Below are 17,057 nucleotides of genomic sequence, written 5' to 3'. Positions count from 1 at the left end.
ACCATCGATGTCATCAACTTTAGTTAATTCAACTGCGCCTTTAGTTAAGCTGTTAGTAGCAGTAACAGAAGCTTTAGCAGTTTGACTCTTTTCAATAGTAAACTTGATAGGATTTTGATTTAAGTCATAATGCTTAGGAGCTTTCGTTTCAATGAACTGATAATCTCCCGGACGTAAATCAGAAACAGAAATCTTCCCATCTTTATCGGTAGTTAAATCAGAACGAACATCCTTGCCGTCCATATCTACAATTTTAAAGATTGCTCCTTCAAGAGTAGTACCATCGATGTCATCAACTTTAGTTAATTCAACTGCGCCTTTAGTTAAGCTATTCGTAGCAGTAACAGAGGCGATTTTTTCTTGGCCTTTTTTAACTGTGAACTTAATAGGTGTTTTATTTAAGTCATAGTGTTCAGGAGCTTTTGTTTCGATAAACTCATAGTCTCCTGGCGGTAATTCATCCACAACTAAACGGCCGTTTTTATCAGTAGTTAAATCGGTACGAACATCGTGTCCATCCTTATTAACAATTTTAAATACTGCACCTTCAAGTGTTGTGTTTTGCTTGGCATCATCAACTTTAATTAACTCAACACTACCTTTCGTTAAGCTATTAATAGCTGTAACGAAGACATGCTTTGTTTGACTTCTTTCGATTGTGAACTTAATTGGTTCTTCATTTAAGTCGTAATGTTTAGGAGCTTTTGTTTCAATAAATTGATAGTCTCCTGGTTGTAAGTCTTTAGCGATGATTTTTCCGTCTTTATTGGTAACTAAATTCGTACGAATGTCGTTACCGTTCAGATCAGTAATTTTAAATACCGCACCTTCTAGCATTTCTTTCTTATCTATAGAGTCAACTTTCGTTAATTCCACGCCACCTTTTGTTAGGCCATTCTTAGCAGTAACAGAAGCGTGAGTTAGTTGACTTCTTTCGATAGTGAAGCTAATAGGTGTTTTATTTAAATCGTAATGCTTAGGAGCTTTCGTTTCAATGAATTGATAGTCTCCTGGGCGTAAGTTCGTAGCAGTAATCTTACCATCTTTATCAGTAGTTAAATCAGTGCGAACAATTTTACCTTTCGCATCGATGATGTTAAACACTGCATCAGAAAGTTTTGTATCTGGATTTATATCATCCACTTTTACTAATTCTACAGCACCCTCAGTTAAGCTATTTGTAGCAGTAACTTGGAGCTTTTCTTTTTGGCTTTTCTTAATTGTAAACTTAATAGGTGTACTATCTAATTTATAGTGTTCAGGAGCTTTCGTTTCAACAAACTGATAGTCCCCAGGACGTAAATCAGAAACAGAAATTTTTCCGTGTACATCTGTTGTAAGCTCAGTACGAATGTCGTTACCATTCAGATCAGTAATTTTAAATACCGCATCTTTAAGAGCAGTACCATCTACATCATCCACTTTAGAAAGTTCCACAGCGCCTTTCGTTAAGCTATTTGTAGCTGTAACGGAGATAGGATCAGCTTGGCTCTTTGTAATTGTGAATGGAATCGGCTCTTTGTTTAAATCGTAGTGTTTTGGAGCCGTTGTCTCGATGAATTGATAATCACCAGGACGTAGGTCAGAAACGCTAATTTTACCTTGTTGATTCGTAACAAGATTTTTGCGAATTACAGTACCATTCATATCCACAATTTTAAATACTGCGCCTTCAAGAGTAGTGCCATCGACGTCATCCACTTTAGAAAGTTCCACGCCGCCTTTTGTTAAACTATTTTTCATAGTAACGGTAGCAATATCTTTTTGGCTTTTTTCAATTGTAAATATAATTGGTTTTTTGTCTAAATCATAGTGTTCAGGAGCCGTTATTTCAACGAATTGATACGTACCAGGACGTAAGTTTTCGATAACGATTTTACCTTCGCTGTTTGTTTTTAAATCTGTTTTAAGTACTTTGCCATCTTGATCCAGTAAATTAAATACCGCATCAGCAAGTTTTGTTTGAGTGTTTAAATCATCAACTTTAAGTAATTCGATACTACCTTGTTTTAAGCTATTTGTAGCAGTTAAAGAAATAGCTTTCTTCTGTCCTTTTTCAATAGTGAATTTGATTGGTGTTTCATCTAAAACGTAATGCTTAGGAGCTTTCGTTTCGATAAATTGGTAATCACCAGGACGTAGGTCGTTAATTTCGATTATTCCTTGTTCATTTGTAACAAGGTCTTTATGAACTACATCACCGTTCATATTAACAATTTTAAATACTGCATCTTTAAGAACAGTGCCATCAACATCGTCTACTTTAGAAAGTTTAACTGCACCCTTTGTTAAAGCATTTGTAGCAGTGATATGAAGAGTTTCAGTTTGGCTCTTTTTAATTGTAAATACGATAGGTTTTTTATATAAATCGTAATGTTCAGGAGCAATTGTTTCAACGAATTGATACGTACCAGGACGTAGATTTTCAACAACAATTTTACCTTCAGCATTTGTTTTTAAGCCTTCTTCAACTAGCTCCCCGTCTGCATCTAATAAATTAAATACGGCGTTAGCAAGTTTTGTATTTACATCAATATCGTCAATCTTTGTTAGTTCAACGCTACCTTTTTTCAAAGCATTTTTGCCTGTAACATTGATCTCTTTCGTTTGACTTCTTTCAATTGTAAATGGAATCGTTGTTTCATCTAATACATAGTGCTCAGGAGCTTTTGTTTCAATGAACTGATAGTCTCCAGGGCGTAAATCAGAAACAGAAATTTTACCGTTTTTATCTGTAACAAGACTCGTATGAACTTCCTTACCATTCATATCCACAATCTTAAAGATTGCACCTTCGAGCATCGTACGATCGATGTCATCAATTTTTGTTAATGTTACTGCACCTTTCTTTAAACTGTTAGTAGCAGTAACAGTAATATTCTCTTTTTGACTTTTTTCGATAGTGAACGGAATAGGGTCTTTGCTTAAGGTATAGTCTTTTGGAGCTTTTACTTCAATAAATTGATAGTCTCCAGGACGTAAATCAGAAGCAGAAATTTTACCGTTTTTATCAGTTGTTAAACCTTTGCGAATTACCTTTTTAGTATCATGAGCGTCAACGATTATAAATTCTGCACCTTCAAGAGTAGTGCCATCAACATCATCAACTTTTGTTAAAGTGACGCCACCTGTAAGTAAACTATTTTTTACAGTAACGGGGATAGGAAGATCTTCCTTACTACCTTTTTTAATTGTGAACTTAATAGGTGTTTTGTCTAATTTATAATGTTCAGGGGCTTTTGTTTCGATAAATTGATAATCCCCTGGTGCTAAATCAGGAATAACTAATACTCCGTAATCATCTGTTGTTAAATCTTTCATAATTTCTTTGCCAGTTGCATCTTGCAATGTGAATACAGCGCCGGCAAGAGCTTTACTACTTTCCACATCATCTTCTTTAATAAGTTTAACTTTTCCTTTCGTTAAACTATTTTTAAATGTAAGTGGAAGGAGTTTTTGTTGTCCTTTTTCGATTGTAAATTCAATTGGTTCTACATTTACATCGTAATAAGTTGGAGCCTTTGTCTCGATAAGCTTATAGTTACCAGGACGTAAGTCATCTACAACTAGCATTCCTTTACTATTCGTAACAAGGTCCGTACGAACATCTTCATTAGTATCTCTATTAACGATTTTAAATACTGCACCTTCAAGTGTTTCCTTTTCATCTGCAGCATTCACTTTTGTTAACTCAATACCGCCTTTTGTTAAGCTGTTTTTAGCGGTAACAGTAGCCTGAGTTGTTTGACTTTCTGTAATCGTAAATTTAATTGGTTTTGTATTTTTGTCGTAATACTTCGGTGCTGTTACTTCGATAAATTTATAATCGCCAGGGCGTAAGCCAGTAGCGATAGCTTTACCATCCGCACCAGTTTTTACATTTTCGCGAATAACTTTCTTTTCATCATTTGCATCAACAATTTTAAATACAGCACCTTCAAGAGCTGTACCATCGATATCATCAACTTTTGTTAATTCAACATCTCCTGGTTTTAAAGCATTTTCAGCTTTCACAAGTAGAATTTCTTTCTGACTTCTATCGATTGTAAATTCAATAGGTTCTGCTCGTAAAACGTAATGTTCAGGAGCAGCTATTTCAATAAATTTATACGTACCAGGACGTAGGTTACTAACTTTAACTTTACCGTGTTTATCAGTAGTTAAGTTAGTGTGAGGGGAAACGTCATTATTATTTGTATCGACAAGTTTGAATACAGCACCTTCTAGTGGTTTTTTCTCACCAAACTCATCAACTTTTAATAATTCAACCTCGCCCGTTTTTAAGCTGTTATTTGCCGTAACAGTAGCAAGAGCTTGTTGGCTTTTATCAATTGTAAACTCGATAGGGTTTGTACTTAACGTATAATCCTTAGGAGCTTCTGTTTCGATAAATTTATAAGCACCAGGCTCTAAATCTTTAACGGTAACTTTTCCATCTGAACCTGTTTTTATATTTTCACGAATTACTTGTTTCTCGTCATTCGCATCGACAATTTTAAATACAGCACCTTCAAGGGCAGTGCCATCGACATCATCAACTTTCGTTAAAGTGACACCACCTTTAATGAGGTGATTTGTCGCTGTAACAGTAAGTGCTTTCTGTTGGCTCTTATCAATTGTAAATTTAAGTGGTTTTTTATCTATTTCATAATGTTCAGGAGCTTTCTCTTCAACAAATTGGTACTCTCCAGGAAGTAAATTTTTCGCTTCGATTTGTCCGTTACCATTTGTCGTTAATTTGGTATAACCAGGAATTCTTTTGTTATTTCGGTCCCGTACACTAAATACTGCACCTTCTAAAGTATTACCCTCTTTATCAACTTTTGTTAGGATAACTGAGCCTCTAATCAAGTTGTTTTGGGCCTCTTTATTAATTACTGTTGTTTGATCTTCCTCGATTGTAAATTCAATAAGTCGATCATCTAATTGATAATGTTCAGGAGCCTTTATTTCTTTTAAGTAGTAAGTTCCTGGTTTTAAATTATCTACAGTAATTTGTCCTTTATCATTTGTTATTAATTCTTTATGTTCAGGAATGACATTATGGTTTTGATCAAGCAGAGAGAAAACTGCATTTTTAAGCTTTTCTTTGTTATGAGCATCAGTCTTTGTAAGTACTACTTTTCCAACAAATTTCTCGTTTTTAAGAGTATATGTTGTAGTTTCTTCTGCACCAAGCTTAACAAGTTTACCTGCTTTTAATTCTTTACTAATGACATAGCCATCAAGAGTTTTCATTTCTCTAAGCAGATATTCATCGCGTTTTAAGTTGTTAAACTGAGCGATACCATTGTCGTCTGTTGTAATTGTTCGAATAGCAGTTGTACCTGTGCGATCGAATAAAGTAAATACTACGCCAGATAAAATTTTATTTGGATCTGCATTATCTACTTTTTTAATTTGAAGGTTTCCGCGTCCCTTAGTAGCAGAACCGCCTCCAGATCCAGAAGATACTTTAACTACTATTTCTTCAATTTTTTCAGTTTCTGTTAATTTTAAACTATTACCAGTAATCTTCGCTTTATTGCTTACCTTTTCATTATTGTCTGCATTAATGAGTGAACGGTATTCTAAAATATAAGCTCGATCAATAGTATGAAGAAATTCAATTGTAAATTGTTGTTTCCCCGTATTGTTGTCTGTTGTTATTTTGAGTTTATAGTCTTTTCCTTCTTTTAATTCGTTTGTTGTATCTTTCGTTAAAGTGCCATCCACGGCTACTGTTGTCCCATATAGGTGGAATGACTTTTCATCGAGAATTTGATTGTCTGTCGGATCGTCTGTTACGACAGCATTTTCAATCGTTGATTGACTTGCATTAATAGAAACGCTCCAATCAATGTACTTGTCATTTTGTTTTGCTTTTTTCGTAACGCCGCTACCACCATTTTTGATCTCGAATGCACCATGAATATTGGCGATAGTTTCCGATCCATCTTTTAATTTGGCGTAATTATCATAGCGCTTATTAATTTCTTCACCTGCAAGTGAAGTTTTAAAGCTGATATGGTACGCTGTTTTAATTTCATTTTTAAAATGAATCGTTAATGTATTTTTATTATCTTTCGTTGCATTTTCTACCGTATATTCGTCAGGGGAAACAAGTGCCCCTAATTTATAACCGTCTGCACCACCAGTTAATTCCATATGATGAATCTCAATGGAGTCTGGTATAAGTTTTTGATTGTTTTCTAGTACGTCAACGATAGAAGGGTCTTTAATAGTCCTGTTATTATAGTTAAACCCTATGTCCCATTTGATTTCTTTCGTTTGGGCATTGTAAGAACCGTATTTAAATCCGTTTCCTTTTGTATAGCCGTCAGGATTGAATCTATCATGAGATTTACTATTTTTATCGTTCCCATTTATATCTTTCCATGATAACTCAGCTGTATTTTTGAATGATTTATTATCATCCTTTTTAGATAGAGTCTCGTAATTAAAGTCTGTTGTGTACGTGATGGTTAAAGTTTTATCCATATTAGACTTATAACTACCAGCTAGTGTTACTTTGAATCCGTCAGCTGTTACATCAAGTGTGTAATCAGAGTCTAATTTCAGTTCAGTTGATCCATCAATAATTTTGAAACTATCTTTTTGTAATGTAAGTCCACTATAGTCAAACGTATCAGTGATAACAGCATCATTTAACACGTAATTGTTATCATTTACAATAATTGTCCATTTCGTTGTTTTCTTATTGTAATCTGTATCGTTTGCATTTTTATTATGTTTCTTTATGATGTTTTGTTGTTGTAATGTAACTTTGTTTGTTTTACTCCATTTTCCATCTGCAATAATTGTATTTTCGATTTCGCCATCTTGTATAACATCATTCTTGGCTTTCGATGTATAAGTAATCACATAGGCACTATTAATATCTTCATTAAATTGTAAATCAAATCCCTCATCGGTTTCTTTTACAGTAAAGTTTGTGGCGTTGTCACCTGTAACAAGTTTTCCGTTATTATCATAAGAAGCATTTTTAACCACGATAGAACTTGCATCAACTTTATGAGATTTGTCCAAGATGTCTTTTAAAAGCGCATCAGATTGTTTAATATCTCTTTGGTCACCGTTGAAAGTAATTGTCCATTCAATTGTTTGTGTTTTTGGATTATATTTACTAGTTTTCTCTAGATGTGTACCGCGTGAAACAGTTACAGTTGCATTTGCGGATACATCTCCTTGATTCTTGCTAGATACTTTTGCTTCATTTTTGAAACTAGTAACACTTTCGTCAGTAATTTTTGTTGCATATTCAATTTGATATGCTTTTTTTGTTTCATTTTTAAAAGCGATATTTAATTTATCGGAGGATGAAGTGAGTGTATATTCTTCTTTACTAACTTCGGCTCCACGAGTCGTTTTCCCGTTAATATCTACTTCTAACTCATAAACCTTAATAGAATCTTCATTGAGACTGGCTCCATTTGGAATATTGTCTTGGAAGACAGCGTTTGTAAGAATGTCTTTTGTTTTGTTCATTTCGACTGTCCAATTAATTTGATTCGTATTAATCGGTCTATCAGGTATACCTTTTTTATTCATAGATTTCTTTACATTAGGTTTGAAATCAAGCTCGATAATAACGTCTTGTTCTTTAATTGGGAAAGGAATTTTTTGTTCCGTAGTCCCTTTAATTTTTGTTTTATTGAATTCCGTACCAACTTTTAAATGACCATCTATATTAGGGTTGTCTTCAACGTACTCGTTAAAAGTCATAGTTACTTTTCCGTTTAAATCAACAACGAACGTCCCAATTTCATGTCCTGTTCCATCAACTAAAGGCTGTGTAATGGTGTTGTGGACGATAAAATATTCCGGTAGTTGGAAAATATAGTAATCTCCCTTTTTTACTTTTAATGATTCTAAAACTTCCCATGTAAAATCGATATTGGCAGCAGAATCAGGATTTGGACGATTATCTGTATCATTAAATGGTTTTCCGTCTTTATCTGTTAATTTTATGCTTGTTAAAATATTTTCTTTAATTTGCTTAGGTGATGGGTCTGGATTTTCAACAGGTTGCCCTGTTGTGTTATCACCAGGGTTCTCAGTAGGTTGCTGTATCCCGCCATCTTTTGGCTGTTCCGTAGGCTGCTGAGGATTCCCGTCTTTCGGCTGTTCCGCAGGTTGCTGAGTGTTCCCGTCTTTTGGTTGTTCCGCAGGTTTCTGCTGTGTCTCACCATCTTTTGACTGTTTCGCAGGCTGCTGAGGATTCCCGTCTTTTGGTTGTTCCGCAGGTTTCTGCTGTGTTTCACCATCTTTTGGCTGTTCAGTAGGTTGCTGTGCGTCACCGTTCTTTTGCTCTTCGGTAGTCTGCTTAGCATCATCACTATTAATAGTAGGTGAAGTAGGGTTATCTACTTGAACAGGAACTGAGATAGTCTTAGCTACTGTACCTAGAGGGAAAGTGAGTGGGACGGCTTTTATGCCAGGTTTTAAATCTGGATTGAATACAGTGTCAAATTTAATTTTTCCCTTAACACCTTTTGAATCTTTTACTGAATCGTTAAAGACTATTTTCATTTTGTTATCGTTTGCCGTAACAAAATATTGACCAATAATTTGTTGATCTGCCATCAAGTTTCCTTGTTGGTCATTTTTTACTTTTAATGCGTTAGGTATTTGAAGAACTGTTGCATCTTTTTCTTGTGCAATTTGATGATCTTTTATTGACCAAGCATATTCTAGGTGAATGATTGATCCTGCATTTATTAAGTTTTTAGGATTTAATGCTTCGTCAATAATATGATTCGTTGCATCTTTCATTTCAACAGTGTCAAATAAGGAATCTCCTGTTAAGGTTTCCGCTTTTACTTGATTGTATGGAAAACTAGCAAGTTGCGAAAATAGTACGAATACAATTAAACATACATTGAAAAGTTTTTTCATTTTTCCTCCTCTGAACATTCATTTGTCCATTGGGGACTTATTCCACATGAACAAATGGAATATAAAAAGTATTTTTTATAAGCTATTTACTTTTTGCTATCCCTCCGTTTCTATACGCGTTCTCAGACAAGTAGGATTATGTTCAAAGTAATATTATTTAACGTAAAACAAAATGTATATTTACACAGTTCTGTGGAAATATACACAATTCGACAAAAAATGTCGAAAAAAATACTGATATTAAAGAATGATATCAGACCTTTATATGTGAGATAGTTTTCATGTATATCTAGTAAAAAAGAATGGTTATAAAGGTAAGTTTTACGATACATACTAACCAATGTAGTGTATCCCTTTGTGAAGGCTTATTTTTGCCTTAAAGTTATGTGGAGATAAAAAGCTAGATAGGGTTGGTTTTGGTCAGAATGAAGACAATATGTACTTTGAAAATAGTCATTTATTTTGTCTAAAGAGAGTTGTGCGATTAGTGGACCGAAGTTGAAAGATGATAGTTTCTTACATTGTTAGAAGAATATAAGAATTACAGAATATTCGACTAACACGTTACTACGGTCATTTTTGAGACTGTTTAAACAATAAGAAAGAAGGTGTTTTACTCCTTAGTTACAATATCTTTTTAGTAAAGATAAGCTTAAGTAACCTCCGCTAAAGATTATATACTTAAATGATAAAGAGTTCAACAGTAGTTCACATATTTTCCCAAAAATAAAAACGGCTGTTTTATGTGGAATAAATCTACAAAACAGCCGTTTTTGGTATTAGATTTCTGTTAAAATTATTGGTTCGCCGCGCGTTACGACAACGGTATGTTCACATTGTGCAACAAGACTTTTATCAGGTGTAACGAATGTCCAGCCGTCGTCACCACGTTCAATAATATGATCAGCTTTCATAGAGATGAACGGTTCTACAGCGATAACAAGACCGTCTTTTAGAAGCGCATTATCCATTGGATCATAGTAACTTAAAATGTGATTTGGTGCTTCATGTAAGCTAAGACCAATGCCGTGACCAGTTAAGTTTTGAATAACATTGTATCCACTTTTATGTGCAAAGTTTGAAACAGCACGACCAATTTGATTTTGTTTTGAGCCAGCTCTAACCTTTTTCATTGCTGCCCAAAATGCATCAACCGCTGCTTGGCAAAGCTTTTCTTTTGCTTCGTCTTCTCCAAGAACAAATGAGATACCTGTATCTGCATAATAGCCATCAAGTGCAGCAGATACATCGACGTTTACTAAGTCGCCTTCTTTTAATACGCGATCTCCTGGAATACCATGAGCAACTTCCTCATTTACACTAATGCAAGTTACACCTGGGAAATCATATTCTTTTTCAGGTGCAGAAATAGCACCATGCTCATCTAATACTTTTTTACCGATCAAATCAAGCTCTTTCGTTGTCATACCTGGCTTCGCTTCTTTTTTCATTTCTTCACGTGCAAGCGCAACGATGCGGCCGATTTTTCGTAAGCCTTCTAAATCTTGTTCATTACGAATAATCATGAAAACCACTGTCCTTCCTCGAATATATATCTTAACCGATTGTATCATGTTTATTTTCGTCCTGCTACTCGCTTGCGGTATGCAGCTTGATTCCTCTCATAAAGAATACATGACAATTGTCATATCGATGTCATGACGCATCATACTGTTTCCTAAGTTTTCCAAGTAATACAATGTAAATATAAGAAACAGCGGGGGTGGAGAGATGGAAAAGATTATTGAAGTAAATGGTGTTTCTAAAACATTTAAACATAAAAACGCAGTAAATAATGTTTCATTTCATGTAAATAAAGGGGAAATAGTAGCGTTACTTGGTCCGAATGGTGCGGGGAAAACAACGACGATGTCGATGATGCTTGGATTAAAGGACCCGACAGAAGGTAAGGTCTTTATATTTGGAAAGAGTCCAAAGCATAGAGATGTTCGTAATAGCCTCGGTGCGATGCTACAAGAAGTAAGTGTCATTGATAGTATTACGGTGGAAGAGGCAATCGAGTTATTCCGTAGTTATTATACGAATCCTATAGCGAAAGAAACGTTACTGCAGTTATCAAATTTAGAATCAGAGCGAAAGCAAAGATGTGAGAAATTATCAGGTGGGCAAAAAAGAAGGTTGAATTTTGCGCTTGCACTTGCGGGAAATCCGGATTTGTTATTTTTAGATGAGCCGACAGTAGGAATGGATATTACGTCTCGAAGAACGTTTTGGGAAACGATTCGAAAGTTAGCAAGTGAAGGGAAAACGATTATTTTAACGACGCATTATTTAGAAGAAGCAGATGCTTTAGCAAATCGTATCTTATTATTTGCGAACGGAAAGATTATCGCAGATGGTACACCAGACGAAATGAAAGCAACGATTTCGAGAAAAACAATCACATTTTACTCGAAGGAAAGCATTCCTACAAAATTATTAAAGGAATTACCAAATGTAACAGAAGTAAAGTCAAGCGAAGGACGATTCATTTTAACAACGGAGGATACGGATGCAACTTTAAAAGCCATTTATCAAAGGAATTTACCTGTAATAGATGTTTCAGTTGAACGTGGAAGCCTTGATGAAGCATTTGAACAGTTTGTCGCAAATCAGAAGGAGGAAATCGCATGAGAGCATTATGGATGCAATGCAAAATAGAAATTTTACGTACATTCCGCAATAAATTATTTATCTTTTTCTCATTATTAATGCCTGTTATGTTTTACTACATTTTTACAAATGTTGTTCAAGTACCACAAAACGGAGATGCGTGGAAAGCACACTATTTAATTTCGATGGCAACTTTCAGTATTGTAGGGACTGCACTCTTTAGTTTCGGTGTGAGACTTTCTCAGGAAAGAGGACAAGGATGGACACATCTTTTGAAAATCACACCACTTCCAGAGGGTGCGTATATAACTGCTAAAATTATTGCACAAACAGTAGTAAATGCTTTTTCAATATTAGTTATCTTTATTGCAGGGATACTAATTAATCATGTTGAGTTAACGATAGGGCAATGGATTGGTGCGGGATTATGGTTATTGTTAGGGGTAACACCATTTTTAGCATTAGGAACAGTAATAGGTTCCATTAAGAAGGCGGACGCAGCTGCTGGCTTAGCAAATATTTTAAATATGAGTTTAGCTATAGTTGGCGGGTTATGGATGCCGATTGAAGTATTCCCCAAAATATTAAGAACGATTGGTGAATGGACACCGACATACCATTTCGGAAGTGGTGCGTGGGATATTGTAGCTGGAAAATCAATTGGATGGGAAAATATCGCGGTATTAGGAGGTTATTTCCTTATGTTTGTTGTAGTATCAATATATATAAGAAAAAGACAGGAAGCGGTATAAATGATAGAGAAGAAGAGGATTGAGATTTTTCCGAAACATATGGGATTCTTCCCGTATATGTGGTTTGTTTATCTATTATTTCCAATTTATCACTTAGCGCAGGCATCAGGATGGAAGCTTGTAATAGGAAGCGGTATGTTGATAATTTTTATCGTCACATACCGTCAGCTTTATTTTGTTCAGAGGACGTTTGTTTTTTGGGCGTGTATTCAAATGGTACTCATCTTTTTATTTGCTTTATTTTATAATCCTTTTATGATATTTTTTGGCTTTTTCACAGCAAGTGCGATGGGATTTGCGCCAAATAAGAAAGTATTTCGAGTGCTGTTATGTTCGTTAGTTATCATGCTTGGAGCATTTTTATTTGTAAATATGAATCAACTAACAACTACAAGTTTAGTAAATATCGTTCCAATGTTTATTTTAATGCTTCTTACGCCATTTGGTATGCGCAATTTTAATCAGAAAAAGATGTTAAGAAATCAATTGGATCAGGCGAACGAGCAAATTAAAGACTTAGTAAAACGTGAAGAACGGCAGCGGATTGCAAGAGATCTTCATGACACATTAGGGCATACGTTATCTCTTATTACTTTGAAAAGCCAGCTTGTAGAGAAGTTAATTGTGAAAAATCCAGAGCGTGCAAGTGCGGAAGCGAAGGAAATTACACAAACGTCTCGTACAGCCTTAAAACAGCTGAGAGAATTAATTTCTGATATGCGTATGATTACGGTAGAAGAAGAGCTAGAGCAAATAAAAGCGATCTTACAAGCAGCTAATATTGAATTAGAAGTGAGGCAAGAAGCCAGCTCGAGTTCGTTATCACCAATTGAACAAAATATTGTCGGGATGTGTTTACGTGAGGCTGTTACGAATGTTGTAAAACATAGCAAGGCAACGCGGTGCACAGTTTCTGTATTAGAATCGCAAGGTGAGCTGATTTTGAAAGTAAAAGATAACGGAATCGGTTTAACAGATCAAAATCATGATGGAAATGGTATCCGCGGCATGAAAGAACGAATTGCTCTTATTGATGGATTTGTTGAACTAGGTACAATCAATCCAGGGACGTTGTTAACAGTAAAAGTTCCAGTTGTAATTAGAACAGGAAAAGATGAGGTGAGGGCATGATTCGAATTATTATTGCAGAAGATCAACGGATGCTTCGTGGTGCATTAGGGGCCCTACTTGATCTAGAAGATGATATCGAAGTAATTGGGCAAGCGGCAAACGGGGAAGAGGCGCTAAAATTAATTGAATCGTTAAAACCGGATATAAGTATTATGGATATTGAAATGCCGATTCAAAGTGGATTAGATGTTGCTGAAGCGTTAAAAAAAGAAAAATCATTATGTAAAGTAATGATTTTAACAACATTTGCACGGCCGGGATATTTTGAAAGAGCAATGAAAGCTGGTGTGCACGGCTATTTGTTAAAGGATAGCCCAAGTGAAGATTTAGCAGCAGCAATTCGTAATGTAATGAAGGGGAAACGAGAGGTCTCCCAAGATTTAATGTTCGGCCTATGGCAGGAGCAAAATCCGTTGTCAGATCGCGAAAAGGAAGTATTGTTGCTTGCGAAAGAAGGAAAGACGGCAAACGAAATTGCGAAGGCACTTTATCTTTCACCGGGTACAGTACGTAATTATATTTCTGAAGTATTAACGAAGCTCGATGCGAAAAATAGAATTGAGGCAATTACAATTGCGGAAGAAAAGGGTTGGATATAAAAAGAAGGTTACCTATGAGAGGTGACCTTCTTTTTATACTTATTTTACTTCTATTACTTGATTTACTTTTTGTAATGACTTGTAACCATGTGCTTCAAATGCCTTTGCAAATTCATTTGATACGGCAGTGCCATATAGATCTTTTGCAGCTTGTACGATGTGAGATTGAAGTGATTCAAAGTCTTCAGCGGAAGTTGCGTAATTTTGCAATGCACGCATAACAACTTTACTTACTTTTTCATTACCTTGTTTTTGAACAGCAACACCGTTATATGTTTTACCTTCAGCTAATTGATATAATACGTGACTAATAATACCAGAATTCACGTGTGATTCTTGATTATTACCATCGTTATAGAAATCTTGTAAATTTGTATATAGTTTATGGCCGCCGTCACCAATTTCCCTTGGGATATCACGAATTGTTAGGCCGCCTAATGTATCGCCCATAATCCAGTTTCCCTTATCTTTCTTTACGTAATATTCGATTTGTGTACCCCAGAAATCCGCTAATCCCTCGTTTAGTGCAGATGTTTCAGCGCTTGGATATCTCACGACTTTATTTTTCGTCGTGCCACTGAATACAGCATGTCCAAATTCATGAGCTGTTACATCAAGAGCTGATGTTAGTTTTCCGTCTAAACCATCACCAAATACCATTTGGTTCCAAGCAGGATGCCAAAACGCATTTACATAGTCTTCTTTTACACCATCACTAACTTCAGTAGAATCAAAACCGTGTACACTAGCAACAACTTTTGAATCTTTATTGTCGTAACTTTTTAGATTATGTTCTTTCTTAAAGTAATCATAAATATCACTCATGTTCTTCATAGCGCCCGCGGCTTCTTTATCTGCAAAATTAGGAGTGCTACTTGAAATTAGTGTCCCTGGATAACCAGCTTGACTATATCCCCCGAGGGAATCGGCGTAGTTTGCATTATAAATATAAATACCATTTCCGCGTGATAAATCGGCTAAATAAAATTTTCCATCAGTTCCTTTGGCAATATTGAAAGAGATGTTTTCTTGAAGTGCATTTTTCCCAGTTCCTTGCTCACTTGCAGGGGATAATCTAGGTGATGTTACTTGATTTATAGTCTTATTCTCTTTGTTTTTAATGAATTTTTCTTGGAAAAGTACTTCGCCAGTTTTTAGATCAACGATAGCATTGCCGTTTATAATCTGTTCATTGTTTTCATAAGTAAATGTAATAACAGTTGCGAATGTATAATAGCCATCTTTTTTCTTATAAACAACGGTTTCGCTAGAGAATTCCGTCTCAGCTGCATCACTTGGAATTTGAACTATATCGCGTAATTTAGATTTTACTTCATTTTTCGACAAAAAATTTGTTATAGTAAGATTAGGTTGTTGATTTAAATTTTGAACAACTTTACCACTAACAGTTGTGATCACTCCATTTTTATCTACTTTTACAATGAGATCTTGGCCATATACTTTATAGTTTTTATATGTTTGTGCAAGGCGAACTTCGGTTTGATTTTCTTTGGTTTCTTTATTTGTAGGTTGGAAATCTACATTTTTTTCAGTAGTGACTTGTTCTTGTTGAGCTTTAGCCCCGTTTACCTCACCTTTTAAATACTTTTTAGCAATATTTTCTTTCGTATCATTTTGAGGTTGTGTTAATTTCCCGATTGTTAAACCAGGCTGAGCGATTTCAACTTTGACTGCACTTTTGTCTAATTCTTGAGCATGAATAGCTTCTGTTGATAAAGGGCAAAGAAGACCGAATGCAACGAAAGCACTAGCAAGTTTTCTATAATTCATCTATAACACTCCTAATCTATTATTGTATGTGAGATGAATTGTATGAGAAATTTGCCGAATTATATATATATTATGCATTATTTCATATCAAAAATTGTCGAATTCACATTATTGTAGTGGTATGACAACTCAAAAAATTAGATTGTTATAATGGGATGGTGAGTAAATATGCACGCAGAAAAATTAGGAAATGAAATTAAGAAAATTAGGACGATGAGAGGATTAACACAAAAACAGTTATCCGAGAACATATGTCATCAATCGGAAGTGAGTAGAATTGAATCGGGCGCGGTATACCCAAGTATGGATATATTGCAAGGTATCGCAGCAAAATTACAAGTTCCCATTATTCATTTTTATGAGGTACTCATTTATTCTGATATTGAGAGGAATAAGCAGTTAAAAGATCAAATTATTATGCTTTGTAAGCAAAAGAAATATAAAGAAATTTATAATAGAGTATGGAATGAGTTGAAAAAGGAAGAATATCACCCCGAGCTTCAGCAATTTCTTCAATGGCAATATTATGTAGCTGCTTACATATTGAAAAAAATCGATTACGAATATTGTATTTTAGAATTAAAGAAATTGCTCAATCAACAATTGGCGGGAATAGATGTATATCAGAGTCTTTATATTGAAAACGCAATTGCAAACATTTATGCTGAAAATGGCTATTTGAAGAAGGCTATTGATTTATTTGAAAATATATTAAAACAATTAGAGTCATTGCATGATAATAAAGAATTTGATGTGAAGGTGAGACATAATCATGCAAAAGCATTATTCTCAGATAATCAATACGAAGAAGCGCTTTGTCACGCAAATAAAGCTATTGAACTATCTTGTCAAATTAATAGTATGACATTAATTGGACAGTTATACTTTCGAAAAGGTCAATGCCTAGCAAAGCTAGGGTGTGATAGAGCGGAAATTGAAGATGCTTACGAAAAAGCGTGCTTCTTTTTTGATATATTAGGAAACCATACATTAAAAGAATCACTTATAAAAAAAATTAAGAAATAAAAAGTACCTAAAAAACAAATATGCATAATTGCATAATATATGGATAAATTTTCATGATATATTTAAATAAAAATGCGGGTGATGGAATATGAAGAAACTACTTATTGGTAGTATATTAACGTTAGCAATGGCATGGGGTATTTCATTAGGAGATACAGCATTAGAGAAAAGTCAAATAATTTCTCACAGTGATCAAGAGGTACAATTAGCTGGAGAGATACCTTATGAATATTAAAAAACAACCGTC

9 protein-coding genes are annotated in these 17,057 nt (G+C 34.8%); 6 read left to right on the top strand and 3 right to left on the bottom strand.

What is annotated here, in order from left to right; translation table 11 throughout:
• A partial coding sequence (locus IBT51_RS15055; protein WP_200483286.1) for a SpaA isopeptide-forming pilin-related protein occupies positions 1-8,898 on the bottom strand: 8,898 nt, incomplete at its 3' end.
• 779 nt (positions 8,899-9,677) lie between these two features.
• Complete coding sequence (gene map, locus IBT51_RS15050) at positions 9,678-10,472, bottom strand: type I methionyl aminopeptidase (protein ID WP_100910518.1); 795 nt, start codon at positions 10,470-10,472, stop codon at positions 9,678-9,680.
• Between the two features lie 157 nt (positions 10,473-10,629).
• Here map and IBT51_RS15045 point away from each other — a divergent pair, with 157 nt between their 5' ends.
• From IBT51_RS15045 to IBT51_RS15030, 4 genes are read left to right on the top strand one after another with little or no spacing between them, the layout of a single operon-like run.
• Entirely contained in the window at positions 10,630-11,532 is a 903-nt protein-coding gene (locus IBT51_RS15045; RefSeq protein ID WP_053563298.1) for an ABC transporter ATP-binding protein, read from the top strand.
• The gene (locus IBT51_RS15040; RefSeq protein ID WP_197242325.1) at positions 11,529-12,263 is read left to right on the top strand and encodes an ABC transporter permease; all 735 of its coding nucleotides are present in this window, start codon (positions 11,529-11,531) and stop codon (positions 12,261-12,263) included. Before IBT51_RS15045 ends, IBT51_RS15040 begins: the two co-directional genes overlap by 4 nt.
• Positions 12,264-13,394 carry a sensor histidine kinase gene (locus tag IBT51_RS15035; RefSeq protein WP_063549175.1) on the top strand — a complete coding sequence of 377 codons (1,131 nt, stop codon included), beginning with the start codon at positions 12,264-12,266 and terminating at the stop codon, positions 13,392-13,394.
• Complete coding sequence (locus IBT51_RS15030) at positions 13,391-13,993, top strand: response regulator transcription factor (RefSeq protein WP_053563301.1); 603 nt, start codon at positions 13,391-13,393, stop codon at positions 13,991-13,993. The genes IBT51_RS15035 and IBT51_RS15030 overlap by 4 nt, the downstream gene beginning before the upstream one ends.
• Before the next feature lie 39 nt (positions 13,994-14,032).
• On the opposite strand, the gene IBT51_RS15025 is transcribed toward IBT51_RS15030, so the two are convergent.
• Positions 14,033-15,784 (bottom strand): M4 family metallopeptidase, encoded by a 1,752-nt coding sequence (locus IBT51_RS15025; RefSeq protein WP_089172035.1) that lies wholly within the window; start codon positions 15,782-15,784, stop codon positions 14,033-14,035.
• Positions 15,785-15,952: 168 nt separating this feature from the next.
• On the opposite strand from IBT51_RS15025, the gene IBT51_RS15020 reads away from it, so the two are divergent.
• Both IBT51_RS15020 and IBT51_RS15015 read left to right on the top strand, forming a co-directional pair.
• Positions 15,953-16,810 (top strand): helix-turn-helix domain-containing protein, encoded by an 858-nt coding sequence (locus IBT51_RS15020; protein WP_053563303.1) that lies wholly within the window; start codon positions 15,953-15,955, stop codon positions 16,808-16,810.
• Positions 16,811-16,898: 88 nt separating this feature from the next.
• Complete coding sequence (locus tag IBT51_RS15015; RefSeq protein ID WP_000734719.1) at positions 16,899-17,045, top strand: quorum-sensing peptide PapR; 147 nt, start codon at positions 16,899-16,901, stop codon at positions 17,043-17,045.
• The last annotated feature ends 12 nt before the right edge of the window (positions 17,046-17,057 follow it).

The sequence above is a fragment of the Bacillus sp. S71 genome (genome assembly GCF_016625265.1).
Taxonomy (GTDB): Bacteria; Bacillota; Bacilli; order Bacillales; family Bacillaceae_G; genus Bacillus_A; species Bacillus_A cereus.
This window is presented reverse-complemented; position numbering and strand designations above follow the sequence as displayed.

Bases quoted from the DNA above. Each gene is read 5' to 3' on its own strand.
- IBT51_RS15040 (WP_197242325.1), top strand. From the start codon at position 11,529: ATGAGAGCATTATGGATGCAATGCAAAATAGAAATTTTACGTACATTC.
- IBT51_RS15020 (WP_053563303.1), top strand. From the start codon at position 15,953: ATGCACGCAGAAAAATTAGGAAATGAAATTAAGAAAATTAGGACGATG.
- map (WP_100910518.1), bottom strand. From the start codon at position 10,472: ATGATACAATCGGTTAAGATATATATTCGAGGAAGGACAGTGGTTTTC.
- IBT51_RS15035 (WP_063549175.1), top strand. From the start codon at position 12,264: ATGATAGAGAAGAAGAGGATTGAGATTTTTCCGAAACATATGGGATTC.
- IBT51_RS15030 (WP_053563301.1), top strand. From the start codon at position 13,391: ATGATTCGAATTATTATTGCAGAAGATCAACGGATGCTTCGTGGTGCA.
- IBT51_RS15025 (WP_089172035.1), bottom strand. From the start codon at position 15,784: ATGAATTATAGAAAACTTGCTAGTGCTTTCGTTGCATTCGGTCTTCTT.
- IBT51_RS15015 (WP_000734719.1), top strand. From the start codon at position 16,899: ATGAAGAAACTACTTATTGGTAGTATATTAACGTTAGCAATGGCATGG.
- IBT51_RS15045 (WP_053563298.1), top strand. From the start codon at position 10,630: ATGGAAAAGATTATTGAAGTAAATGGTGTTTCTAAAACATTTAAACAT.